We start from the raw sequence: 18,130 nt of genomic DNA, 5'->3' as shown, positions 1-18,130 counted from the left end.
GTGGAGGTGTGTGAGAGGAGAGAATCGTTTCTGTGACCCCCTCTCCCCGACTCCCGTTCTTCGTCTACGGCACCCTGCGCCCCGGCGAGCCCAACCACGACGCCTTCCTGCGCGGCCGCACGCTCGTGGAGGAACCGGCGCGGTTCGGCGGGGCGGTGCTGTACGACGGCCCGGGCTATCCGTACGCCGTCGAGGAACCGGGCGGCGCGGGCACCGTGCACGGCGACCTCGTGACCGCCCGCCCCGAGGAGTACCCCGCGCTGCTCGCCGCCCTCGACCTGCTGGAGGAGTACGCTCCCGGCGACCCCCGCAACCTCTACGAACGCGTCGCCCGCGAGGTGATCCGCGACGCCGACGGAACGGCCGTACAGGCGTGGGTGTATGTCGCCGCCCCGTCCGTCGCCGCTCGCCTGCGGGCGCGGGGCAAGCTCATCGAGGGCGGCGACTGGGCGACCCGGGCCGGCTGAGCCACGCGGCCGCCGTGCCCAACAGCCCCGGCCGGTCTACGACTTCACGGCCTCCACCCGCACCGCGCACGTCTTGAACTCCGGCATCCGCGACGTCGGGTCCAGTGCCGGGTTGGTCAGGGTGTTGGCGCGTCCCTCGCCCGGCCAGTGGAACGGCATGAAGACGGTGTCCGGGCGGATGCCGGTCGTGATGCGGGCGGGGGCGACCGCGCGGCCCCGGCGGGAGACCACGGCCACCGGATCGCCCTCGACCGCCCCGAGCCGCGCCGCCAGCCGGGGGTGCAGCTCCACGAACGGGCCCGGCGCGGCGGCGTTCAGCTCGGCGACGCGGCGGGTCTGGGCGCCGGACTGGTACTGCGCGACGACTCGTCCGGTGGTCAGCAGCACCGGGTACTCGTCGTCGGGTTCCTCGGCGGCGGCCCGGTGCGAGACGGGGGCGAACCGGGCCCGTCCGTCGGGGGTGGCGAACCGGTCGAGGAAGAGGCGGGGGGTGCCGGGGTGGTGCGGGGCGGTGTCTCCGGGGATCTCGGAGATCTCGGAATTCACGGAGATCTCGGGGGTCTTGGAATTCTCGGAGATCTCGGAGGTCTCGGAGTTGTCGACGCTTCCCGGGCACGGCCAGAACACGCCGTTCTCCTCCGCCAGCCGGCGGTAGGTGATCCCCGAGTAGTCCGCCGCGCCGCCCGCACTTGCCCGGCGCAGCTCCTCGAAGACCTCCTCGGGGTCGGTCGGGAACCCCTTCTCCAGGCCCCGTTCACCGCCCAGCCGCGCGGCCAGCTCGTGCATGACCTCCAGGTCGCTGCGGATGCCCTCGGGCGGGGTGATCGCGCGCCTGCGGAGCAGCACACGGCCCTCCAGGTTGGTCGTCGTACCCGTCTCCTCGGCCCACTGCGTGACCGGCAGGACGACGTCCGCGAGCTCGGCCGTCTCCGACAGTACGACGTCGCAAACGGCAAGGAAATCAAGGGATTTGATGCGCTCCTCGATGTGCGCGGCACGCGGCGCCGACACCACCGGGTTCGAGGCCATCAGCAGCAGGGCCTTGATGTCGCCGCCCAACGCGTCGAGCAGCTCGTACGCACTGCGCCCCGGCCCCGGCAGGCTGTCCGGGTCCACGCCCCACACCTCGGCGACATGCCGCCGCGCGTCCGGGTCGTCCAACTTCCGGTAGCCGGGCAACTGGTCGGCCTTCTGGCCGTGTTCGCGCCCGCCCTGCCCGTTGCCCTGCCCGGTGAGGCAGCCGTATCCGGACAGCGGCCGGCCCGCGCGCCCCGTCGCCAGACACAGGTTGATCCACGCGCCCACGGTGTCGGTGCCCTTGGACTGCTGCTCGGGCCCGCGCGCGGTCAGCACCATCGCGTGCTCCGGCTCGCAGAACAGCCGTACGGCCTCCCGGAGTTGGGGAACGGACACCCCCGTGATCCGCTCCACGTACTCCGGCCAGTGCGCCATCGCCGCGGCCCGAGCGTCCTCCCAGCCGACCGTGCGCTCCTGGACGTACTCCTCGTCGACCCGGCCCTCGGCGACGACCAGGTGCAGCAGGCCGAGGGCGAGGGCGAGGTCGGTGCCCGGCCGGGGTGAGAGGTGCAGGTCCGCCTGCTCGGCGGTCTTGGTGCGGCGCGGGTCGATGACGATGAGCGTGCCGCCGTTCTCGCGCAGCTCGGTGAAGTAGCGCAGCGACGGCGGCATCGTCTCCGCGAGGTTGGAGCCGACGAGGATCACGCAGCCCGTCTTGGGGATGTCCTCCAGGGGAAACGGCAGCCCCCGGTCCACCCCGAACGCCTTCATTCCGGCCGCGGCGGCCGACGACATGCAGAACCGGCCGTTGTAGTCGATCTGCGAGGTGCCGAGCACGATCCGCGCGAACTTGCCGAGGCTGTACGCCTTCTCGTTCGTGAGGCCGCCCCCGCCGAAGACCCCGCACGCGTCCGGGCCATGTTCCGTACGCGTGCGTGCCAGGCCCTCGGCGACGCGGTCCAGCGCCTCGTCCCAGGTGGCCGGCACGAGCGTGCCGCCCGACCGCACCAACGGCGAGGTCAGACGGACGTTCGACGCCAGCACCGCGGGCGCCGTACGACCCTTGCCGCACAGCGCTCCCTTGTTCACCGGGAAGTCCGGGCGCTCGACCACCGCGACACCCCCGTCCTGCAAGGGCGTGAGGTTCATTCCGCACTGCAGGGCGCAGTACGGGCAGTGCGTGGGCGTCGCGGAGTTCGGCATGTCGTTCAGCGTGCGTCGGGCGTGTTACGTGCGGGACGGCTCCCTGTTACGCGGCCGGGACGGTGACCTCCCCGTTGTCCCCGGGGCGCCGTGAGGCCCGGACCCGCATGCGAAGGGCGGGAGCAGGGCACGGGCCCCGCTCCCGCCCGGTCAGGGCCGGTCCTTGGTCAGAGGACGCCCTTGGTCAGCACTCGTAGGCGTAGTACGGGACGTCGCCCGGCTCCAGACCGATGGTCGCGACCGCGCCCGGGCCGATCTGGATGCACGGCGGGTCGAAGCCGTCGACCTCGACGGTGGCGAAGACCGTGTAGCCGCACGCGTTGTGGATGTCCGCCCATCCGGAGCCGTAGCCGAGGAGGTGGGCGCAGCCCGGCTCCCTCGCCTGTGCGGCCTCGGCCGCGGTGGCGGTACCCGCGGCGGTCCCCCCGGTGATCAGCATCGCCGCGGCGATGGCGGCGAGTACGGACCGAAGACGCGTCATCAGATGTCCTTTCCCCCAGGTCGCGGCGGGCGGCCCGATCCGCCGCCGCACACCCACGGACGCTATGGGTAGCCACCTGGTCACGGAACGTCTCCGCCGGGTAGTTCACGCGGTTGGCTGGCGTGCGCGCGTCAAAACCTGCGTGCGAGGGCATGCGCCGCACTCTTCGGGCGCCGCTATCGCTCCGCCGCCAGCGCGTTCGCCACCCCCGGCTCCCTCGGCCCGAGGAACCGCGGATCCGGCTCGAAGACGGCGTCCAGGGCCGCCTTGCTCGCCGCGAGGATCTCCCGGGCGCCGCCGTAGTACCAGGTCACGTCGTGCTTGGCGTCGACTCCCACGCCGTACGACGTCACCCCCGCCTCCTGGCACAGCGCGACCGCCCGCCGGATGTGGAAGCCCTGGCTGATGAGCACCGCCTCGTCGACGCCGAAGATCTTCTTGGCGCGGACGCAGGAGTCCCAGGTGTCAAAGCCGGCGTAGTCGCTGACGATGCGGGAGTCGGGCACACCGTGCCTGGTCAGATATGTGCGCATGGCGTCGGGCTCGTCGTAGTCCCTGCGGCTGTTGTCACCGGTGACGAGGACGACCTCGATCCGGCCCGCGCGGTACAGCTCGGCCGCCGCGTCCAGCCGGTGGGCGAGGTACGGGGAGGGCTCGCCGTCCCACAGCCCGGCGCCGAAGACGACGGCGACTTCGGTGCGCGGCACGTCGGCCGTGGTCCGCAGCCGGTCACCCGTGACGACGTACATCCAGGTGGCCGGAAGCAGCGCCAGCACGCACCCGAGCATCACCCCCTGCACGAGCCGCCGCTGCCCGGCGCGGGTGCGCGGCAGACGGGGGCGGCGCAGCTTCGGTCGGCGCATTCGGACGGTCCCTCCCGGTGGGCACACAGCCTGTTCTCGACAGTCAGGGACGTCCTGTCAGCGTCGTCGGTTCACCGCCTCGAACGTGACCAGCTTCACTTCACCCACCGAAACCCCAGGTCACGCCACCTCACACCCCCCAGGAACCCCACGGTGAACCCGGCGTAAACACCCGTTATTCACGCGCAACGGGGAGGCAACGTCCCGCCCTCACCATCGATCCATGACGGCGTCGAACCCTCCTCGCGACGAGTCCACGAAGTCCACGACCCTCCCCGGCCCGGGGGCCCACCTCGACAGTACGGCGCACATCATGAACCGGATCAGCAGCCAGCTCGCCAGCCAGCTCAGCCTCGTCTCGCTCGACGGCAGGCGGCGCCCCGAACCGCCCGCGCTGGTCGTCGTGGCCCACGGCAGCCGGGATCCGCGCGCCCTGAGCACCGTGCGCGCCCTCCTCGACAAGGTCCGCGAGCTGCGCCCCGCCCTGCCGGTCCACCTCGGCCACATCGAGCTGAACGAGCCCCTGCTCCCCGACACCCTCGCCGCCCTCGGCGACCGCGAGGTGATCCTCGTCCCGCTCCTGCTCAGCCGCGGCTACCACATCAAGCGCGACATCCCCGAGATGGCCGCCGAGTCGGCGGTACGCGCACGCGTGGCCGGCGCCCTCGGCCCGCACCCCCTGCTGGTGGAGGCCCTGTACACCCGCCTGGTGGAGGCCGGCTGGCGCACCCGCATGGACGAGCCCACCCGCCGCAGGAGCGCGGTGGTCCTGGCGGCGGCGGGCTCCCGCGACCCCGAGTCAAAGGTGGACACGTCCCGCACGGCCCAGCTCCTGGCCAACCGCCTGGGCGTCCCCGTGATCCCGGCCTACGCGACAACGGCGTCCCCCACAGTCCCCGACACCCTGCGCGCCCTGGCGTCCCGAGGCCGCACGAGGGTGGCTGTGGCCTCGTACTTCACGGCCCCGGGCCGCTTCGCAACGGAGTCCGCGCAGGCGGCCCCCTGGATAGCCTCGGCCCCCCTGGGCACCCACCCGGCGATGGCAAACCTGCTCCTTCACCGCTACGACCAGACGCTCACAACCCCGGTCACGGCAGCACCGGAACTGGCATCGGCCTAAATCGCCGGGCGGGACAGCCCACCCAGGGGCGCGGGGAACTGCGCGACCAGCCACACACAACCCGCACTCGCAGACGAACAAATCCCGGCAGACGACTAGGCGCAACACAGCCCTCCGTTTGTCAGTGTCTGCCCGTACTGTCGGACCATGTACTACGACGAGTCGGCAGTAGAACGCTGGGCCCCCGAACCCGACAAACGCCCAGGCCGCACGGCCTTCCAACGCGACCGCGCCCGCGTACTGCACTCCGCTGCCCTGCGAAGGCTCGCCGGAAAGACCCAGGTCGTCACCCCAGGAACCCACAGCAACGCCTGGGACCCCAGCCCGAGAACCCGCCTCACCCACTCCCTGGAGTGCGCCCAGGTAGGCCGAGAACTGGGCGCAGCCCTCGGTTGCGACCCCGACCTCGTGGAGGCGGCCTGCCTCTCCCACGACCTCGGCCACCCCCCGTTCGGCCACAACGGCGAGGTCGCCCTCAACGAGTTCGCCGAGGACTGCGGCGGCTTCGAGGGCAACGCCCAGTCCCTGAGACTCCTCACCCGCATCGAGCCCAAACGGTTCACCCCGGAGGGCTCCGTAGGCCTCAACCTCACCCGCGCCACCCTCGACGCCGCCACCAAGTACCCCTGGCCCCGCGGCGCCCACCCCACCGACCCTGAGTCCCCGAAGTTCGGCGTCTACGAGGACGACCGCCCCGTCTTCGACTGGGTCCGCAAGGACGCCCCCGGCGCCCGCACCACCTTCGAGGCCCAGGTCATGGACTGGTCCGACGACGTGGCGTACTCCGTGCACGACGTCGAGGACGGCCTGCACGCCGGCCACATCGACCCCAACTGCCTGCACGCCGAGCCCGAACGCCGGGCGGTCTTCGCGGTGGCCATCGGACGGTACGTCCCCGAGGACACCGACCCGGCCGAACTCGCCGCCGCCCTCGACCGGCTCCAGGACGAGGAGTGGTGGCCGCACGGCTACGACGGTTCCGCCGTCGCGCAGGCCCGCCTCAAGGACGCCACCAGCCAGCTCATCGGCCGTTTCTGCCTGGCCGCGGAGAGCGCCACGCGCGCGGCGTACGGCGACGGCCGGCTCACCCGCTACGGCGCCGAACTCGTCGTACCGCACGAGACCCGCCTGGAGTGCGCGGTGCTCAAGGCGGTCGCCGACCGGTATGTCATGCAGCGTGCCGAGCAGGAGCGGCTCCGCGCCGACCAGCGGATCGTGGTCGCCGAACTGGCCGAGGCGCTCACCACCCGCGCGCCCGACGGGCTCGACCCGCAGTTCCGTGCCCTGTTCGACGAGGCCGCCGACGACCGCGCCCGCAAGCGGGTGATCGTCGACCAGATCGCGTCCCTGACGGACGCGTCGGCACGCGCGCTGCACGCACGGCTCACCCAAAGAGCCTGAAGAGCCCAAAGAGCCTGCAGAGCCCTGACACTGTGTGTACGGGTCTAGAGCGCACCGTTCAAGAGGGCGTCACCGAGCCGGGTCCGCAGATGGAACACCCGGTTCCCCTGCCGCCGCGACTCCACCAGCCCCGCTTCCCGCAGCACCGTCGCATGCCGGCTGGCCGTCGGCGGGGTGAGCTGGAGGAGCTCGGCGAGCGCGGTCGTGGTGTGCGGATGCTCCAGCGCGTCCAGGACCATGGCCCGGGTGGGGCCGATCAGCTGGGCCACCGGCAGCTGCTCCGAGGCCACCCGCCGGGAACGGGCCAGCCAGCCGGGCGCCGGGTGCAGCGGATGGACCAGGACGGGGGCGAGATGCGGGTCGGCGAGCGTCACCGGGGTGCGGACGCAGAAGAAGGCCGGGACGATCGTCAGCGGGCGCCCGTCCAGCCGTAGCTCCCGGTGGAAGGGATAGTCGGTGACCAGCGCCTCCTCCTCCCGGCCGAGGACCGTGCGGTAGCTGTCGAGCAGGCCCTGTGGACCGGAGTCCAGAGCCGCCTCCGCCCGGACCGAGCGGTCCGCCGCCACCGCCGCGCGGATCGCCGGGAGATACGGCTCCACCGCCACCGCGTAGTAGCGGCGCAGCGCGTCGCCGAGCAGCTCCAGCGCCCGCGGGTCGCCGTCGGCCAGCCGCCGGAACCCTGGCGGCGGGGCCTTCGGGAACAGTATCGACAACTCGTGCGAGAGTCGGCGTTTCGGTGTGCCGAGCACCAGGTCGATGCCCACCTCAAGGTCGGCGACGCCCTGCCCGGGGGTCAGGAAGTCCGGGAAGTACGCGGCCCGGCGCGCGAGCAGCGTCAGCGCGGTCGCCGTCGAGGTCAGCCCCTTCCGGGCGAGCGCGGCGCGCACCTCACGCCGCCAGGGGTCGAAGACCAGCGAGGCGCTGCGGTCCTGCAGCCGCATCAGGCTCAGCACGGTCTCCCAGAGCGGGTCCGGCTCTCCCGCGACCCGTAATCGGTTCAGATCCTCCGCCGTGAAGTCGATACGCAGCATGCGTCCCCCGAAGCCTCTGCAAGCGTTTGCTCAACTCCTCCACCGTAGCCACGGAACGGGCGAGGTCCACGGAGCCCGCCGTTCTCCTTGCATTCTGGGCGAATATCCCGTCAACTCCCGGCCCTGGAGGGACGCTTGGCGCGGTGGCAGAGCGCCTGTCCCGGGGGGAGGCAGGCGCGCCGCCGGCCTTCTCCGCGGAGCGCTCACGGGCCCGCGACGGGTGAGACACATGAGGCGAACGGGTACTCGAAAGTGACCCTGCGTGGCCTGATCGGGTCACCCCCTCTTCCCGCATCACGCTGCGTGCGGGACGCTCGCATGTGGCGGCACCCTTACGAGGAGGCAACAAGTGGTCGACGCGGATCAGACATTCGTCATCGTCGGAGGCGGACTCGCCGGCGCGAAGGCGGCCGAGACGCTCCGTTCGGAGGGCTTCACCGGGCGGGTGATACTGATCTGCGACGAGCGCGACCACCCGTACGAGCGGCCGCCCCTCTCCAAGGGATACCTCCTCGGCAAGGAGGAGCGCGACAGCGTCTTCGTGCACGAGCCCGCCTGGTACGCACGCAACGACATCGAACTGCACCTCGGCCAGACCGTCGACGCGATCGACCGTACGGCGAAGACCGTGCGGTTCGGCGAGGACGGCACGCTCGTCCACTACGACAAGCTCCTGCTGGCCACCGGCGCCGAGCCGCGCCGCCTGGACATCCCGGGCACGGACCTGGCCGGCGTCCACCACCTGCGCCGCCTCGCGCACGCCGAGCGCCTCAAGGGCGTCCTGATGTCGCTGGGCCGCGACAACGGGCACATCGTGATCGCCGGCGCCGGCTGGATCGGCCTGGAGGTAGCGGCGGCCGCCCGCGAGTACGGCGCCGAGGTCACCGTCGTCGAGCCGGAGCCGACCCCGCTGCACGGCGTCCTGGGCCCGGAGCTGGGCGGCCTCTTCGGCGAGCTGCACCGCGACCACGGGGTGCGGTTCCACTTCGGCAGGCGGCTGACGGAGATCGTCGGCCAGGACGGCATGGTGCTGGCCGCGCGGACCGACGACGGCGAGGAGCACCCCGCGCACGACGTCCTGGCGGCGATCGGCGCGGCCCCCCGCATCGGCCTCGCGGAGGCGGCCGGGCTGGAGATCGCCGACCGCGCCCACGGCCACGGCGTCGTGGTCGACGAGCGGCTGCGCACCTCCGACCCCGACATCTACGCCGCCGGCGACGTGGCCTCCTTCCCGCACGGCCTGTTCGACACCCGGCTGCGGGTGGAGCACTGGGCCAACGCGCTGAACGGCGGACCGGCGGCGGCGCGGGCGATGCTCGGGCAGGACGTCGTCTACGACCGGGTGCCCTATTTCTTCTCCGACCAGTACGACTTGGGGATGGAGTACAGCGGGTGGGCGCCGCCGGGGTCGTACGACGAAGTGGTGATCCGGGGGGACGCCGGGAAGCGGGAGTTCATCGCGTTCTGGGTGAAGGGCGGCAGGGTCCTGGCCGGGATGAATGTGAATGTGTGGGACGTCACAGAGCCCATCCAGCAGCTGATCCGCTCCAAGACCCAGGTGAACACGGAGGCGCTGGCGGACCCGCACGTTCCGCTCGAAAGCCTCGCACCGTAGGTGTCAGTCCGCTCGAAAGCCTCGCACCGTAGGTGTCAGTCCGTCCCCGTAGAATTCACGCGTGGCAGGACGGATCAACGACGAGGACGTGAAGGCGGTACGGGACGCGGTCCCGATCGACGCCGTGGTGTCCGAGTACCTCCAGCTGCGTAACGCGGGCGGCGGGAACCTCAAGGGGCTGTGCCCCTTCCACGACGAGAAGTCGCCGTCCTTCCAGGTCAGCCCCAGCAAGGGACTCTTCCACTGCTTCGGCTGCCAGGAGGGCGGCGACACCATCACGTTCGTGATGAAGGTCGACCACCTCACCTTCTCGGAGTCGGTCGAGCGCCTCGCCGCCCAGGCCGGCATCACCCTGCGCTACGAGGAGGGCGGCTACAACCCCTCCCACCAGCGCGGCGAACGTATCCGCCTGGTCGAGGCCCACAAGATCGCCGCCGAGTGGTACGCCGAGCAGCTGGCGACCGGCCCCGAGGCGGAAACCGGCCGGATCTTCCTCGCCGAGCGCGGCTTCGACCAGGCCGCCGCCGTCCACTTCGGCGTCGGCTACAGCCCCCAGGGCTGGGACCACCTCACCCGCTTCCTGCGCGGCAAGGGCTTCACCGACAAGGAACTGCTCCTGTCCGGTCTGTCGCAGGAGGGTCGCCGGGGCCCCATCGACCGCTTCCGGGGCCGTCTGATGTGGCCGATCCGGGACATCGGCGGCGACGTGGTCGGCTTCGGCGCCCGCAAGCTGTACGAGGCGGACAACGGGCCCAAGTACCTCAACACCCCCGACACGGCGATCTACAGGAAATCCCAGGTCCTCTACGGCATCGACCTGGCGAAGAAGGACATCGCCAAGGCCAGCCGCGCGGTCGTGGTCGAGGGCTACACCGACGTCATGGCCTGCCACCTGGCCGGCGTCACCACCGCCATCGCCACCTGCGGTACGGCCTTCGGCGCCGACCACATCAAGATCCTCCGCCGACTGCTGATGGACAACGGCTCGGCCCGCGTGATCTTCACCTTCGACGGCGACGCGGCCGGCCAGAAGGCGGCCCTGCGCGCCTTCGAGGACGACCAGAAGTTCGCGGCGGAGACGTACATCGCGATCGCGCCGGACGGCATGGACCCCTGCGAACTGCGCCTGGCCAAGGGCGACGAGGCGGTCGCCGACCTGGCCGAACCCCGCACCCCGCTCTTCGAGTTCGCGCTCCGCCAGATCGTCGTCCGCTACGACCTCGACACCCCGGCTGGCCGAGCCGCGGCGCTGGACGAGGCGGCGCCCATCGTCGCCCGCATCAAGAACAGCGGCGCCCAGCACGAGGTGGCCGTCCAGCTCGCGGGCATGCTCGGCATCCTCGACACCCAGTTCGTGGTCAAGCGGGTGGCGCAGCTGGCGCGTTGGGCGCGGGACCGCGGCGGCAGGGGACCGGCACCGGCGAACCGGGGCCAGCAGCAGTACGACGCCGCCCCCACGGCCCGCCCGTCCGGCCCGGCCCTGACCCTCCGCAACCCCGTGTTCGCCACCGAACGCGAGTTGCTGAAACTCGCCCTGCAGCGCCCCGAGTTGGTCTCCCCGGCGGTCGACGCGTACGGCGTCGACGAGTTCACCGCCGCGCCGTACGCCGCCGTACGCCAGGCGATCCTGGACGCGGGCGGCGCCGAGTACGGCGTCCAGGACGGGCAGGAGTACCTGGTCCGCGTCCGCGAGGCGGCCCCCGACGACCAGGTCCGCGCGATGGTCACGGAACTCGCGGTCGAGGCGATCATGCGCAGGACCGTCGACGAGAACTACGCCGGCGAACAACTCGTCACCGTCCGCCGCCGCGCCGTGGAGCGCCGCATCCGCGACATCCAGAGCCAGCTGACCCGCCTCGGCGCGGGCGGCGACCCCGCCCAACTCGCCGCCGTACAGAACGAACTGTGGGTGTTGCAGCAGTACGACCAGGCATTGCGGGAGCGAGGCGCGGCCGCGCTCTGAGCGATGCGCGGCCATTTGCGTACGGCTGGGTAACCGCGCGGTCACGGACCGGACGCAAAAAGTCACCGCACGCCCCTCGTGGCGGCGATGTGTCGTACTCCACACTGGGTTCCGGTGCCTGAGTCCTCGGAGCGCGGCCGATCCGTTCCCCACGGGTCCCACACCCCCGCGGTTCCGCTCATCGCGTACGGGACGGACAGCGGCGAGGCCGCCGACTCCGCCCTCGAAGCAGCGCTGCCGTATGCCTCGACAGCGATCATCCTGGAGGTCGCCCCCGTGCAGACCCAGACCCTGAGCAAGACCGACACGAGTACCAACGGCACGGAACCGGACGCGGAGGCCGACGTTCTCGTCGCGGTGCCGCCGCAGAGCCGTGTCGCGCACCACCCCGAGACGGAACCGGAGGCCGCGCCGGAGCCGGCGGAGCCGCCCGCCGAGGCCCTGAACGGCGACGCCGACGCCGATGCCGCGGAGCCGGTCGAAGCGCCGCTGCCGAGCCGCAGCCGTCCCGACACCAGCGGTCCCTCCTCGGACCTCTTCCGCCAGTACCTGCGGGAGATCGGCCGCATCCCCCTGCTCACCGCGGCCGAGGAGGTCGAACTCGCCCGCCGCGTCGAGGCCGGCCTGTTCGCCGAGGAGAAGCTGAGCAGCACGCCCGACCTGGAGAGCCGGCTCGCCCTCGACCTCGACCGCCTGGTCGTCATGGGCCGCATGGCCAAGCGCCGTCTGATCGAGGCGAACCTGCGGCTCGTCGTGTCCGTGGCGAAGAGGTACGTCGGCCGTGGCCTGACCATGCTCGACCTCGTGCAGGAGGGCAACCTCGGCCTGATCAGGGCCGTCGAGAAGTTCGACTACGCCCGCGGCTACAAGTTCTCGACCTACGCCACCTGGTGGATCCGCCAGGCCATGTCCCGCGCCCTCGCCGACCAGGCCCGCACCATCCGAGTGCCGGTCCACGTCGTCGAGTTGATCAACCGGGTCGTCCGCGTGCAGCGCCGCATGCTGCAGGAACGCGGCTACGAACCGACGCCGGAAGAGGTCGCCGACCACCTCGACCTGCTGCCCGAGCGCGTCAGCGAGGTCCTGCGACTGGCCCAGGAACCGGTGTCGCTGCACGCGCCGGTGGGCGAGGAGGACGACGTGGCGCTCGGCGACCTCATTGAGGACGGCGACGCGACGTCACCCGTGGAGTCGGCGGCGTTTCTGCTGCTCAGGGAGCACCTGGAAGCGGTGCTGTCGACCCTTGGAGAGCGTGAACGCAAGGTCGTCCAACTCCGTTACGGGTTGGCGGACGGTCGTCCGCGCACGTTGGAGGAGATCGGCCGCATCTTCGGGGTGACGCGGGAACGCATCCGCCAGATCGAGTCGAAGACCTTGAACAAGCTGAGGGACCATGCGTTCGCGGATCAGCTGAGGGGCTATCTGGACTGACGCCGTCTGCGGGCCGGTGGGGGTCGGTCGCGCAGTTCCCCGCGCCCCTAAAAGGGGCGTCAGCTGCACGTACGTAAGGGGCGCGGGGAACTGCGCGACAAGCCCCCACCGGCCCGCAGCCGCCCCACGACCCCACGCGGCACCCCCGACCGCGCCTCAGTCCACTTCCGCCACCGCCTGAGCGAACTGCGCCTTGTACAACCGCGCATAAGCCCCGTCCGCCGCCAACAACTCCCCGTGCGCACCCTGCTCCACGATGGACCCGTTCTCCATGACGAGGATCGTGTCCGCATCCCGAATCGTCGACAACCGGTGTGCGATCACGAACGACGTCCGCCCATGCGCCAGCTTCGCCATGGCCTTCTGGATCAGGACTTCCGTACGGGTGTCGACCGACGACGTCGCCTCGTCCAGCACCAGGATCACCGGGTCGGACAGGAACGCCCGAGCGATGGTGATCAGCTGCTTCTCACCCGCGCTGACCCCGCTGCCCTCGTCGTCGATCACCGTGTCGTACCCGTCGGGCAGCGTACGGACGAACCGATCGGCGTGGGCGGCCCGCGCGGCCTCCTCGATCTCGCCCCGCGTGACGTCCCGGGACGCCCCGTACGCGATGTTCTCCGCGATCGTGCCCCCGAACAGCCACGTGTCCTGCAGCACCATCCCGATCCCGGCCCGCAGTTCGTCCCGGGACATCCGGGAGATGTCGACGCCGTCGAGGGTGATACGTCCGGACGAGACGTCGTAGAACCGCATCAGCAGGTTGACCAGGGTCGTCTTGCCGGCGCCCGTCGGGCCGACGATCGCGACCGTGTGCCCGGGTTCCACCGTCAGCGACAGGTCCTCGATCAGCGGCTTCTCGGGGTCGTACCGGAAGGACGCCCCCTCCAGCGCCACCCGCCCGCGCAGCTCCTCCGGCCGTACGCCCGGCACGGGATCCGCCTCCTGCTCCTCCGCGTCCAGGAGTTCGAAGATCCGCTCGGCGGAGGCGACACCCGACTGCACGAGGTTCGCCATCGACGCGACCTGCGTCAGCGGCATCGAGAACTGCCGCGAGTACTGGATGAAGGCCTGCACGTCACCGATGGACAGCGAGCCGGAGGCCACCCGCAGACCGCCGACCACCGCCACCAGCACGTAGTTGATGTTCGACACGAACAGCATCAGCGGCTGCATCACACCGCTGTTGAACTGCGCCTTGAAGCCCGCCTCGTACAGCGCCTCGTTCTGCTCGGCGAACTGCTTGGCCGACTCCTCCTGCCGCCCGAACACCTTCACCAGCGTGTGCCCGGTGTACATCTCCTCGACGTGCGCGTTGAGCTTGCCGGTCGAGCGCCACTGCTGCACGAAGTGCGGCTGCGACCGCTTGCCCACGCGCGTGGCGACGAAGAACGACAGCGGCACGGTCACCAGCGCGACCAGCGCCAGCAGCCACGACACCCAGAACATCATCGCCAGCACGCCGATGATGGTCAGCACCGAGTTGATGAGCTGGCCCATCGACTGCTGGAGCGTCTGCCCGATGTTGTCGATGTCGTTGGTCGCCCGGGACAGCACCTCACCGCGCCGGCTCTTGTCGAAGTACGACAGCGGCAGCCGCGACAGCTTCGCCTGCACGTCCTCGCGCATCCGGTACATCGTGCGGTTCACGGCCCGGTTCACCAGCCGCGTCGCCACCGCCATCAGCAGACCGGCGACGACGAACACGGTGAGCGCGAGCAGCAGTACGTCCCCCACCGCGCCGAAGTCGATGCCCTGGCCCGGCGTGAAGTCGGTGCTGCGCAGCATGTCGGCGATCTCGCTGTCGCCGCGCTCCCGCATGGCCGTGAGGACCTGCTCCTTGGTCATCCCGGACTCGAACTGCCGCCCGACGATGCCGGCGAAGACCAGGTCGGTGGCCTCGCCGAGGATCTTCGGCCCGGCGACCGACAGACCCACGCTCACCACCACGCAGAACAGCAGCGCGTAGATCGTGATCCGCTCGGGCTTGAACTGCGCGACGAGCCGCCTGCCCGACACCTTGAAGTCCAGCGAGTGCTGGTCGGGGCCGCCGCCGGCCATCATCCGCCCCATCGGCCCGGCCATCAGGCAGCCTCCGCTTCCGTCAGCTGGGAGAGCACGATCTCCCGGTATGTCTCGTTGTCCGCCATCAGCTCGTGGTGCCGGCCCGCGCCGACGACCCGTCCCTCGTCGAGTACGACGATCCGGTCGGCGTCCCGGATGGTCGCCACCCGCTGGGCGACGATGACGACGGTCGCCTCGGCGGTCTCACGTCCGAGCGCCGCACGCAGCGCCGCGTCCGTCGCGTAGTCGAGGGCGGAGAAGGAGTCGTCGAAGAGATAGATCTCCGGGCGCTGGACGAGCGTCCGCGCGATCGCGAGACGCTGCCGCTGACCACCGGACACGTTCGTGCCGCCCTGCGCGATGGGGGAGTCGAGCCCGCTCTCCAGACCCTCCACGAACCCCTTGGCCTGCGCCACCTCCAGCGCGTGCCACAGCTCCTCGTCCGTCGCGTCCGGGTTGCCGTAGCGCAGGTTGGTCGCCACCGTCCCCGCGAACAGGTATGGCTTCTGCGGCACGAGGCCGACCGTCTTCGCCAGCAGCTGGGGCTCGATGCCCGCCACGTCCTCGCCGTCGACGAGTACCTGTCCGTCGGTCGCGTCGAACAGCCGGGGCACGAGCCCCAGCAGCGTGGACTTGCCGCTGCCCGTCGACCCGATCACGGCGGTCACCTCACCGGGCCGGGCCACCAGGTCGATCGCCTTCAGCACCGGTTCCTCGGCACCCGGGTAGCGGAACCCGGCGCCCCGGATCTCCAGATGACCGTGCCGGCGCAGCTCCCGTACCGGCGCGACCGGCGGCACCACACTCGACGACGTGTCCAGGACCTCCTGGATGCGCTCGGCGCACACCTCCGCGCGCGGCACCATCATGAACATGAAGGTGGCCATCATCACGGACATCACGATCTGCATGAGATAGGCGAGGAACGCGGTCAGATCACCGATCTCCATCCCGCCGCTGTCGATCCGGTGGGCGCCGAACCACACCACCGCGATGGACGACAGGTTCACCACCGTCATGACGATCGGGAACATCAGCGCGAGCAGCTTGCCGGTGCCCATCGCCATGTCCGTCAGCTCGGCGTTGGCCTTCCCGAAGCGCTGCTGCTCGTACTCGTCCCGCACGAAGGCACGAATCACACGGTTGCCGGTGATCTGCTCGCGCAGCACCCGGTTCACCGTGTCCAGGCGCTCCTGCATGGTCCGGAACAGCGGCCGCAGCGCGCGCACGATCAAGGTCACGCTGATGCCGAGCACGGGCACCACGGCCACCAGCACCGCCGACAGCGGCACGTCCAGGCCGAGGGCCAGCACGATGCCGCCCACGCACATGATCGGCGCCGACACCATCAGTGTGAACGTCATCAGCGCCAGCATCTGCACCTGCTGGACGTCATTGGTCGTCCGGGTGATCAGCGAGGGCGCGCCGAAGTGCCCGACCTCACGTGCCGAGAAGGACTGCACCCGGTCGAAGACGGCCGCGCGCATGTCCCGCCCGAGCGCCGCCGCGGTCCGGGCGCCGTAGTACACGGCACCGATGTTGCACACGACCTGCGCCAGCGAGATGCCGACCATCAGGGCGCCGTAGCTCAGGATGTAGCCGGTGTCGCCGTTGACGACGCCCTTGTCGATGATGTCCGCGTTCAGCGTGGGCAGGTAGAGGGTGGCGCAGGTCTGCAGGAACTGCAGCAGCACCAGCGAGGCGATGGGTTTTCGGTAGGGCCTGAGGTAGGTCCGCAGAAGTCGTATGAGCACGCTGCTTCTCTCGGAGTCGACGACGGGGCGATTGGTTGCCCCTGGCCCCTATCGTCGAACACTCCGGTGGTGTTACCTCAACCGATTAAGCCGTCAGCGCGCCTCCGTACGGCCTTCCGGGTTCGCTTCCTACCGGTCTCTTACCTTTCGCACCTCCCGGCCGCTACGGCCGGAACGCCCCGGGATGCGTCTGATCCCGCACCGACACGAACTGCTGCCGCACCGCCTGCCCCACCGCCAGCTCCTCGCCGGGCTCCAGGACCTGCGCGGCCGCGCCCTGCCAGACCGGCGGGGTGCGCGGGTCGAGGGTGCCCTGCGACACCCCGAGCGCCCAGGCGGCCTGCCGGGCGGCGCCGATCGCCGCGTAGTCCGCGGGCTGCGGTACGACGACCTGCGCCCCGAACAGCGCGGGCGCCGCCGCCTGCACGGCCGACAGCTCGGCGACCGCCCCCAGCAGGAAGATCCGCCGCACCTCGACACCCCGGCCACGCAGCACGTCGAGCGCGTCCGCGAGCCCGCACAGCATGCCCTCGAACGCGGCCCGCGCCAGATGCTCCGGCTTCATCGACTCCCGCCGAAGCCCGGCCAGCGTGCCCGCGGTGTGCGGCAGATTCGGCGTCCGCTCACCCTCCAGATAGGGCAGCAGGACCAGCCCATGGGCCCCCGGCGTCGACTTCATCGCCAGGTCGGACAGGCCCTCCAGGTCGGGCACGCCGAGGAGTTCGGCGGTGCCGCGCAGGGTGCGTACGGCGTTCAGGGTGGTCACGACCGGGAGGTGCATGCCCGTCGCGTCGGCCAGGGAGGTGATCATCCCGCTGCTGTCGACGAGGGCCTCGGGGTGCACGGCCATCACGGACCCGGACGCGCCGAGCGACACGACGGCGTCGCCGAGCCCGATGCCGAGCCCGAAGGCGGCGGCCATGGTCTCGCCGGTCCCCGCGGAGATGAGGAGCCCTTCCGGGGTCGTACCGGCCGCTTCCGACGGCCCGATCACCTCGGGCAGCATCGCCTGGTGGCCGAGCGCCAGCTCGACGAGATCGCCGCGGTAGGCGCCGGTCGCCGCCGACCAGTAACCCGTCCCGGAGGCCCCGCCCCGGTCTGTGGTCCTTCTCACGGGCCGACCGAGCAGCTGCCACACCAGCCAGTCGTGCGCCTGCATCAGGACGGCGGCGCGTACGGCGTTCTCCGGTTCGGTCTTGGCGAGCCAGCGCAGCTTGGTGACCGGCTGCGGGGCCTGCGGCACACACCCCACCGCCTGCGCCCACGCTTCCCGCCCGCCCAGCGCGTCGATCAGATCGGCCGCCGCGACCTGCGCACGCTTGTCGCCGCCGACCATCGCGGGGCGCACGGTGTTGCCCTGCGCGTCGAGCGGCACCACCGCGTTCTGCTGCGCCGACACCCCGATGGCCTGCACCCCTTCGAGCAGCCCGCCCCCGGCCGCCTCACCGAGGGAGAGCAGCCAGGCCTGCGGATCGACATCGGAAGGGCGGGCGCCGCCGCCGTCCGGCGATTCCACCGGGTGCGGGGCATACCCCTGCCTGAGCACGGCGCCTGTGTCCGTGTCGCAGACGACGATGCGAGTGAAATCGGGCGCACTGTCCAACCCGGCGACTATCCCCATGGCCCAAATTGTGCCTGAGCGCCGCGCTGGCTTGGGCCGTGGGCGCCGTGGGGGTGCGTGTGTGTTTCGGGTGCGGGTTGTGTGGGGCTGGTCGCGCAG

Annotated in this window: 13 protein-coding genes; 6 read left to right on the top strand and 7 right to left on the bottom strand. The window is 71.1% G+C overall.

From position 1 onward, the window contains the following. Positions 1-32 precede the first annotated feature (32 nt). Entirely contained in the window at positions 33-467 is a 435-nt protein-coding gene (locus ACIA8X_RS41500) for a gamma-glutamylcyclotransferase family protein (RefSeq protein ID WP_399460484.1), read from the top strand. A gap of 36 nt (positions 468-503) precedes the next feature. Here the strand turns inward: ACIA8X_RS41500 and ACIA8X_RS41495 are convergent, their stop codons facing one another. The 3 genes from ACIA8X_RS41495 to ACIA8X_RS41485 form a co-directional block, all read right to left on the bottom strand. After that, positions 504-2,687, bottom strand: a complete 2,184-nt coding sequence (locus tag ACIA8X_RS41495; protein WP_399460483.1) for a molybdopterin oxidoreductase family protein — start codon at positions 2,685-2,687, stop codon at positions 504-506. Positions 2,688-2,871: 184 nt separating this feature from the next. Then, positions 2,872-3,168, bottom strand: a complete 297-nt coding sequence (locus ACIA8X_RS41490) for a hypothetical protein (protein ID WP_399460482.1) — start codon at positions 3,166-3,168, stop codon at positions 2,872-2,874. A gap of 176 nt (positions 3,169-3,344) precedes the next feature. Beyond that, the gene (locus tag ACIA8X_RS41485; RefSeq protein WP_393461058.1) at positions 3,345-4,031 is read right to left on the bottom strand and encodes a vancomycin high temperature exclusion protein; all 687 of its coding nucleotides are present in this window, start codon (positions 4,029-4,031) and stop codon (positions 3,345-3,347) included. 223 nt (positions 4,032-4,254) lie between these two features. Between ACIA8X_RS41485 and ACIA8X_RS41480 the strand changes: the two genes are divergently transcribed. Both ACIA8X_RS41480 and ACIA8X_RS41475 read left to right on the top strand, forming a co-directional pair. Continuing rightward, entirely contained in the window at positions 4,255-5,151 is an 897-nt protein-coding gene (locus ACIA8X_RS41480; RefSeq protein ID WP_399460481.1) for a sirohydrochlorin chelatase, read from the top strand. A gap of 147 nt (positions 5,152-5,298) precedes the next feature. Further along, positions 5,299-6,552: a deoxyguanosinetriphosphate triphosphohydrolase gene (locus ACIA8X_RS41475; protein ID WP_399460480.1), complete on the top strand. Its 1,254-nt coding sequence runs from the start codon at positions 5,299-5,301 to the stop codon at positions 6,550-6,552. 44 nt (positions 6,553-6,596) lie between these two features. Here ACIA8X_RS41475 and ACIA8X_RS41470 read toward each other — a convergent pair whose 3' ends face one another. After that, positions 6,597-7,583 carry an ArsR/SmtB family transcription factor gene (locus tag ACIA8X_RS41470; RefSeq protein WP_399460479.1) on the bottom strand — a complete coding sequence of 329 codons (987 nt, stop codon included), beginning with the start codon at positions 7,581-7,583 and terminating at the stop codon, positions 6,597-6,599. Between the two features lie 349 nt (positions 7,584-7,932). Between ACIA8X_RS41470 and ACIA8X_RS41465 the strand changes: the two genes are divergently transcribed. From ACIA8X_RS41465 to ACIA8X_RS41455, 3 genes are all read left to right on the top strand, one after another. Further along, the gene (locus ACIA8X_RS41465; protein WP_399460478.1) at positions 7,933-9,198 is read left to right on the top strand and encodes an NAD(P)/FAD-dependent oxidoreductase; all 1,266 of its coding nucleotides are present in this window, start codon (positions 7,933-7,935) and stop codon (positions 9,196-9,198) included. A 61-nt stretch (positions 9,199-9,259) separates the two neighbouring features. Continuing rightward, positions 9,260-11,161, top strand: coding sequence for a DNA primase (gene dnaG / locus ACIA8X_RS41460; RefSeq protein ID WP_393461068.1), 1,902 nt, complete (start codon positions 9,260-9,262; stop codon positions 11,159-11,161). Positions 11,162-11,275: 114 nt separating this feature from the next. Further along, positions 11,276-12,592: an RNA polymerase sigma factor gene (locus ACIA8X_RS41455; RefSeq protein ID WP_393461070.1), complete on the top strand. Its 1,317-nt coding sequence runs from the start codon at positions 11,276-11,278 to the stop codon at positions 12,590-12,592. A 156-nt stretch (positions 12,593-12,748) separates the two neighbouring features. On the opposite strand, the gene ACIA8X_RS41450 is transcribed toward ACIA8X_RS41455, so the two are convergent. The 3 genes from ACIA8X_RS41450 to ACIA8X_RS41440 form a co-directional block, all read right to left on the bottom strand. Beyond that, the gene (locus ACIA8X_RS41450; protein ID WP_393461072.1) at positions 12,749-14,677 is read right to left on the bottom strand and encodes an ABC transporter ATP-binding protein; all 1,929 of its coding nucleotides are present in this window, start codon (positions 14,675-14,677) and stop codon (positions 12,749-12,751) included. Continuing rightward, complete coding sequence (locus ACIA8X_RS41445) at positions 14,677-16,410, bottom strand: ABC transporter ATP-binding protein (protein ID WP_399460477.1); 1,734 nt, start codon at positions 16,408-16,410, stop codon at positions 14,677-14,679. The genes ACIA8X_RS41450 and ACIA8X_RS41445 overlap by 1 nt, the downstream gene beginning before the upstream one ends. A 163-nt stretch (positions 16,411-16,573) precedes the next feature. Next, on the bottom strand, positions 16,574-18,031 hold the full coding sequence (locus ACIA8X_RS41440; RefSeq protein ID WP_393461076.1) for an FGGY family carbohydrate kinase: 1,458 nt from the start codon (positions 18,029-18,031) through the stop codon (positions 16,574-16,576). Positions 18,032-18,130: the final 99 nt, after the last annotated feature.

It is taken from the genome of Streptomyces sp. NPDC051738, from assembly GCF_044453205.1.
In the GTDB taxonomy this organism is placed as follows: domain Bacteria; phylum Actinomycetota; class Actinomycetes; order Streptomycetales; family Streptomycetaceae; genus Streptomyces.
Note: the sequence above shows the minus strand (reverse complement) of the source record. Positions and strands in the feature narration are given on the sequence as shown.

What these genes read in the sequence shown, in the direction of transcription:
- ACIA8X_RS41495 (WP_399460483.1), bottom strand. Translation starts at nt 2,687, where the DNA reads ATGCCGAACTCCGCGACGCCCACGCACTGCCCGTACTGCGCCCTGCAG.
- ACIA8X_RS41490 (WP_399460482.1), bottom strand. Translation starts at nt 3,168, where the DNA reads ATGACGCGTCTTCGGTCCGTACTCGCCGCCATCGCCGCGGCGATGCTG.
- ACIA8X_RS41485 (WP_393461058.1), bottom strand. Translation starts at nt 4,031, where the DNA reads ATGCGCCGACCGAAGCTGCGCCGCCCCCGTCTGCCGCGCACCCGCGCC.
- ACIA8X_RS41480 (WP_399460481.1), top strand. Translation starts at nt 4,255, where the DNA reads ATGACGGCGTCGAACCCTCCTCGCGACGAGTCCACGAAGTCCACGACC.
- ACIA8X_RS41475 (WP_399460480.1), top strand. Translation starts at nt 5,299, where the DNA reads ATGTACTACGACGAGTCGGCAGTAGAACGCTGGGCCCCCGAACCCGAC.
- ACIA8X_RS41470 (WP_399460479.1), bottom strand. Translation starts at nt 7,583, where the DNA reads ATGCTGCGTATCGACTTCACGGCGGAGGATCTGAACCGATTACGGGTC.
- ACIA8X_RS41450 (WP_393461072.1), bottom strand. Translation starts at nt 14,677, where the DNA reads ATGGCCGGGCCGATGGGGCGGATGATGGCCGGCGGCGGCCCCGACCAG.
- ACIA8X_RS41440 (WP_393461076.1), bottom strand. Translation starts at nt 18,031, where the DNA reads ATGGGGATAGTCGCCGGGTTGGACAGTGCGCCCGATTTCACTCGCATC.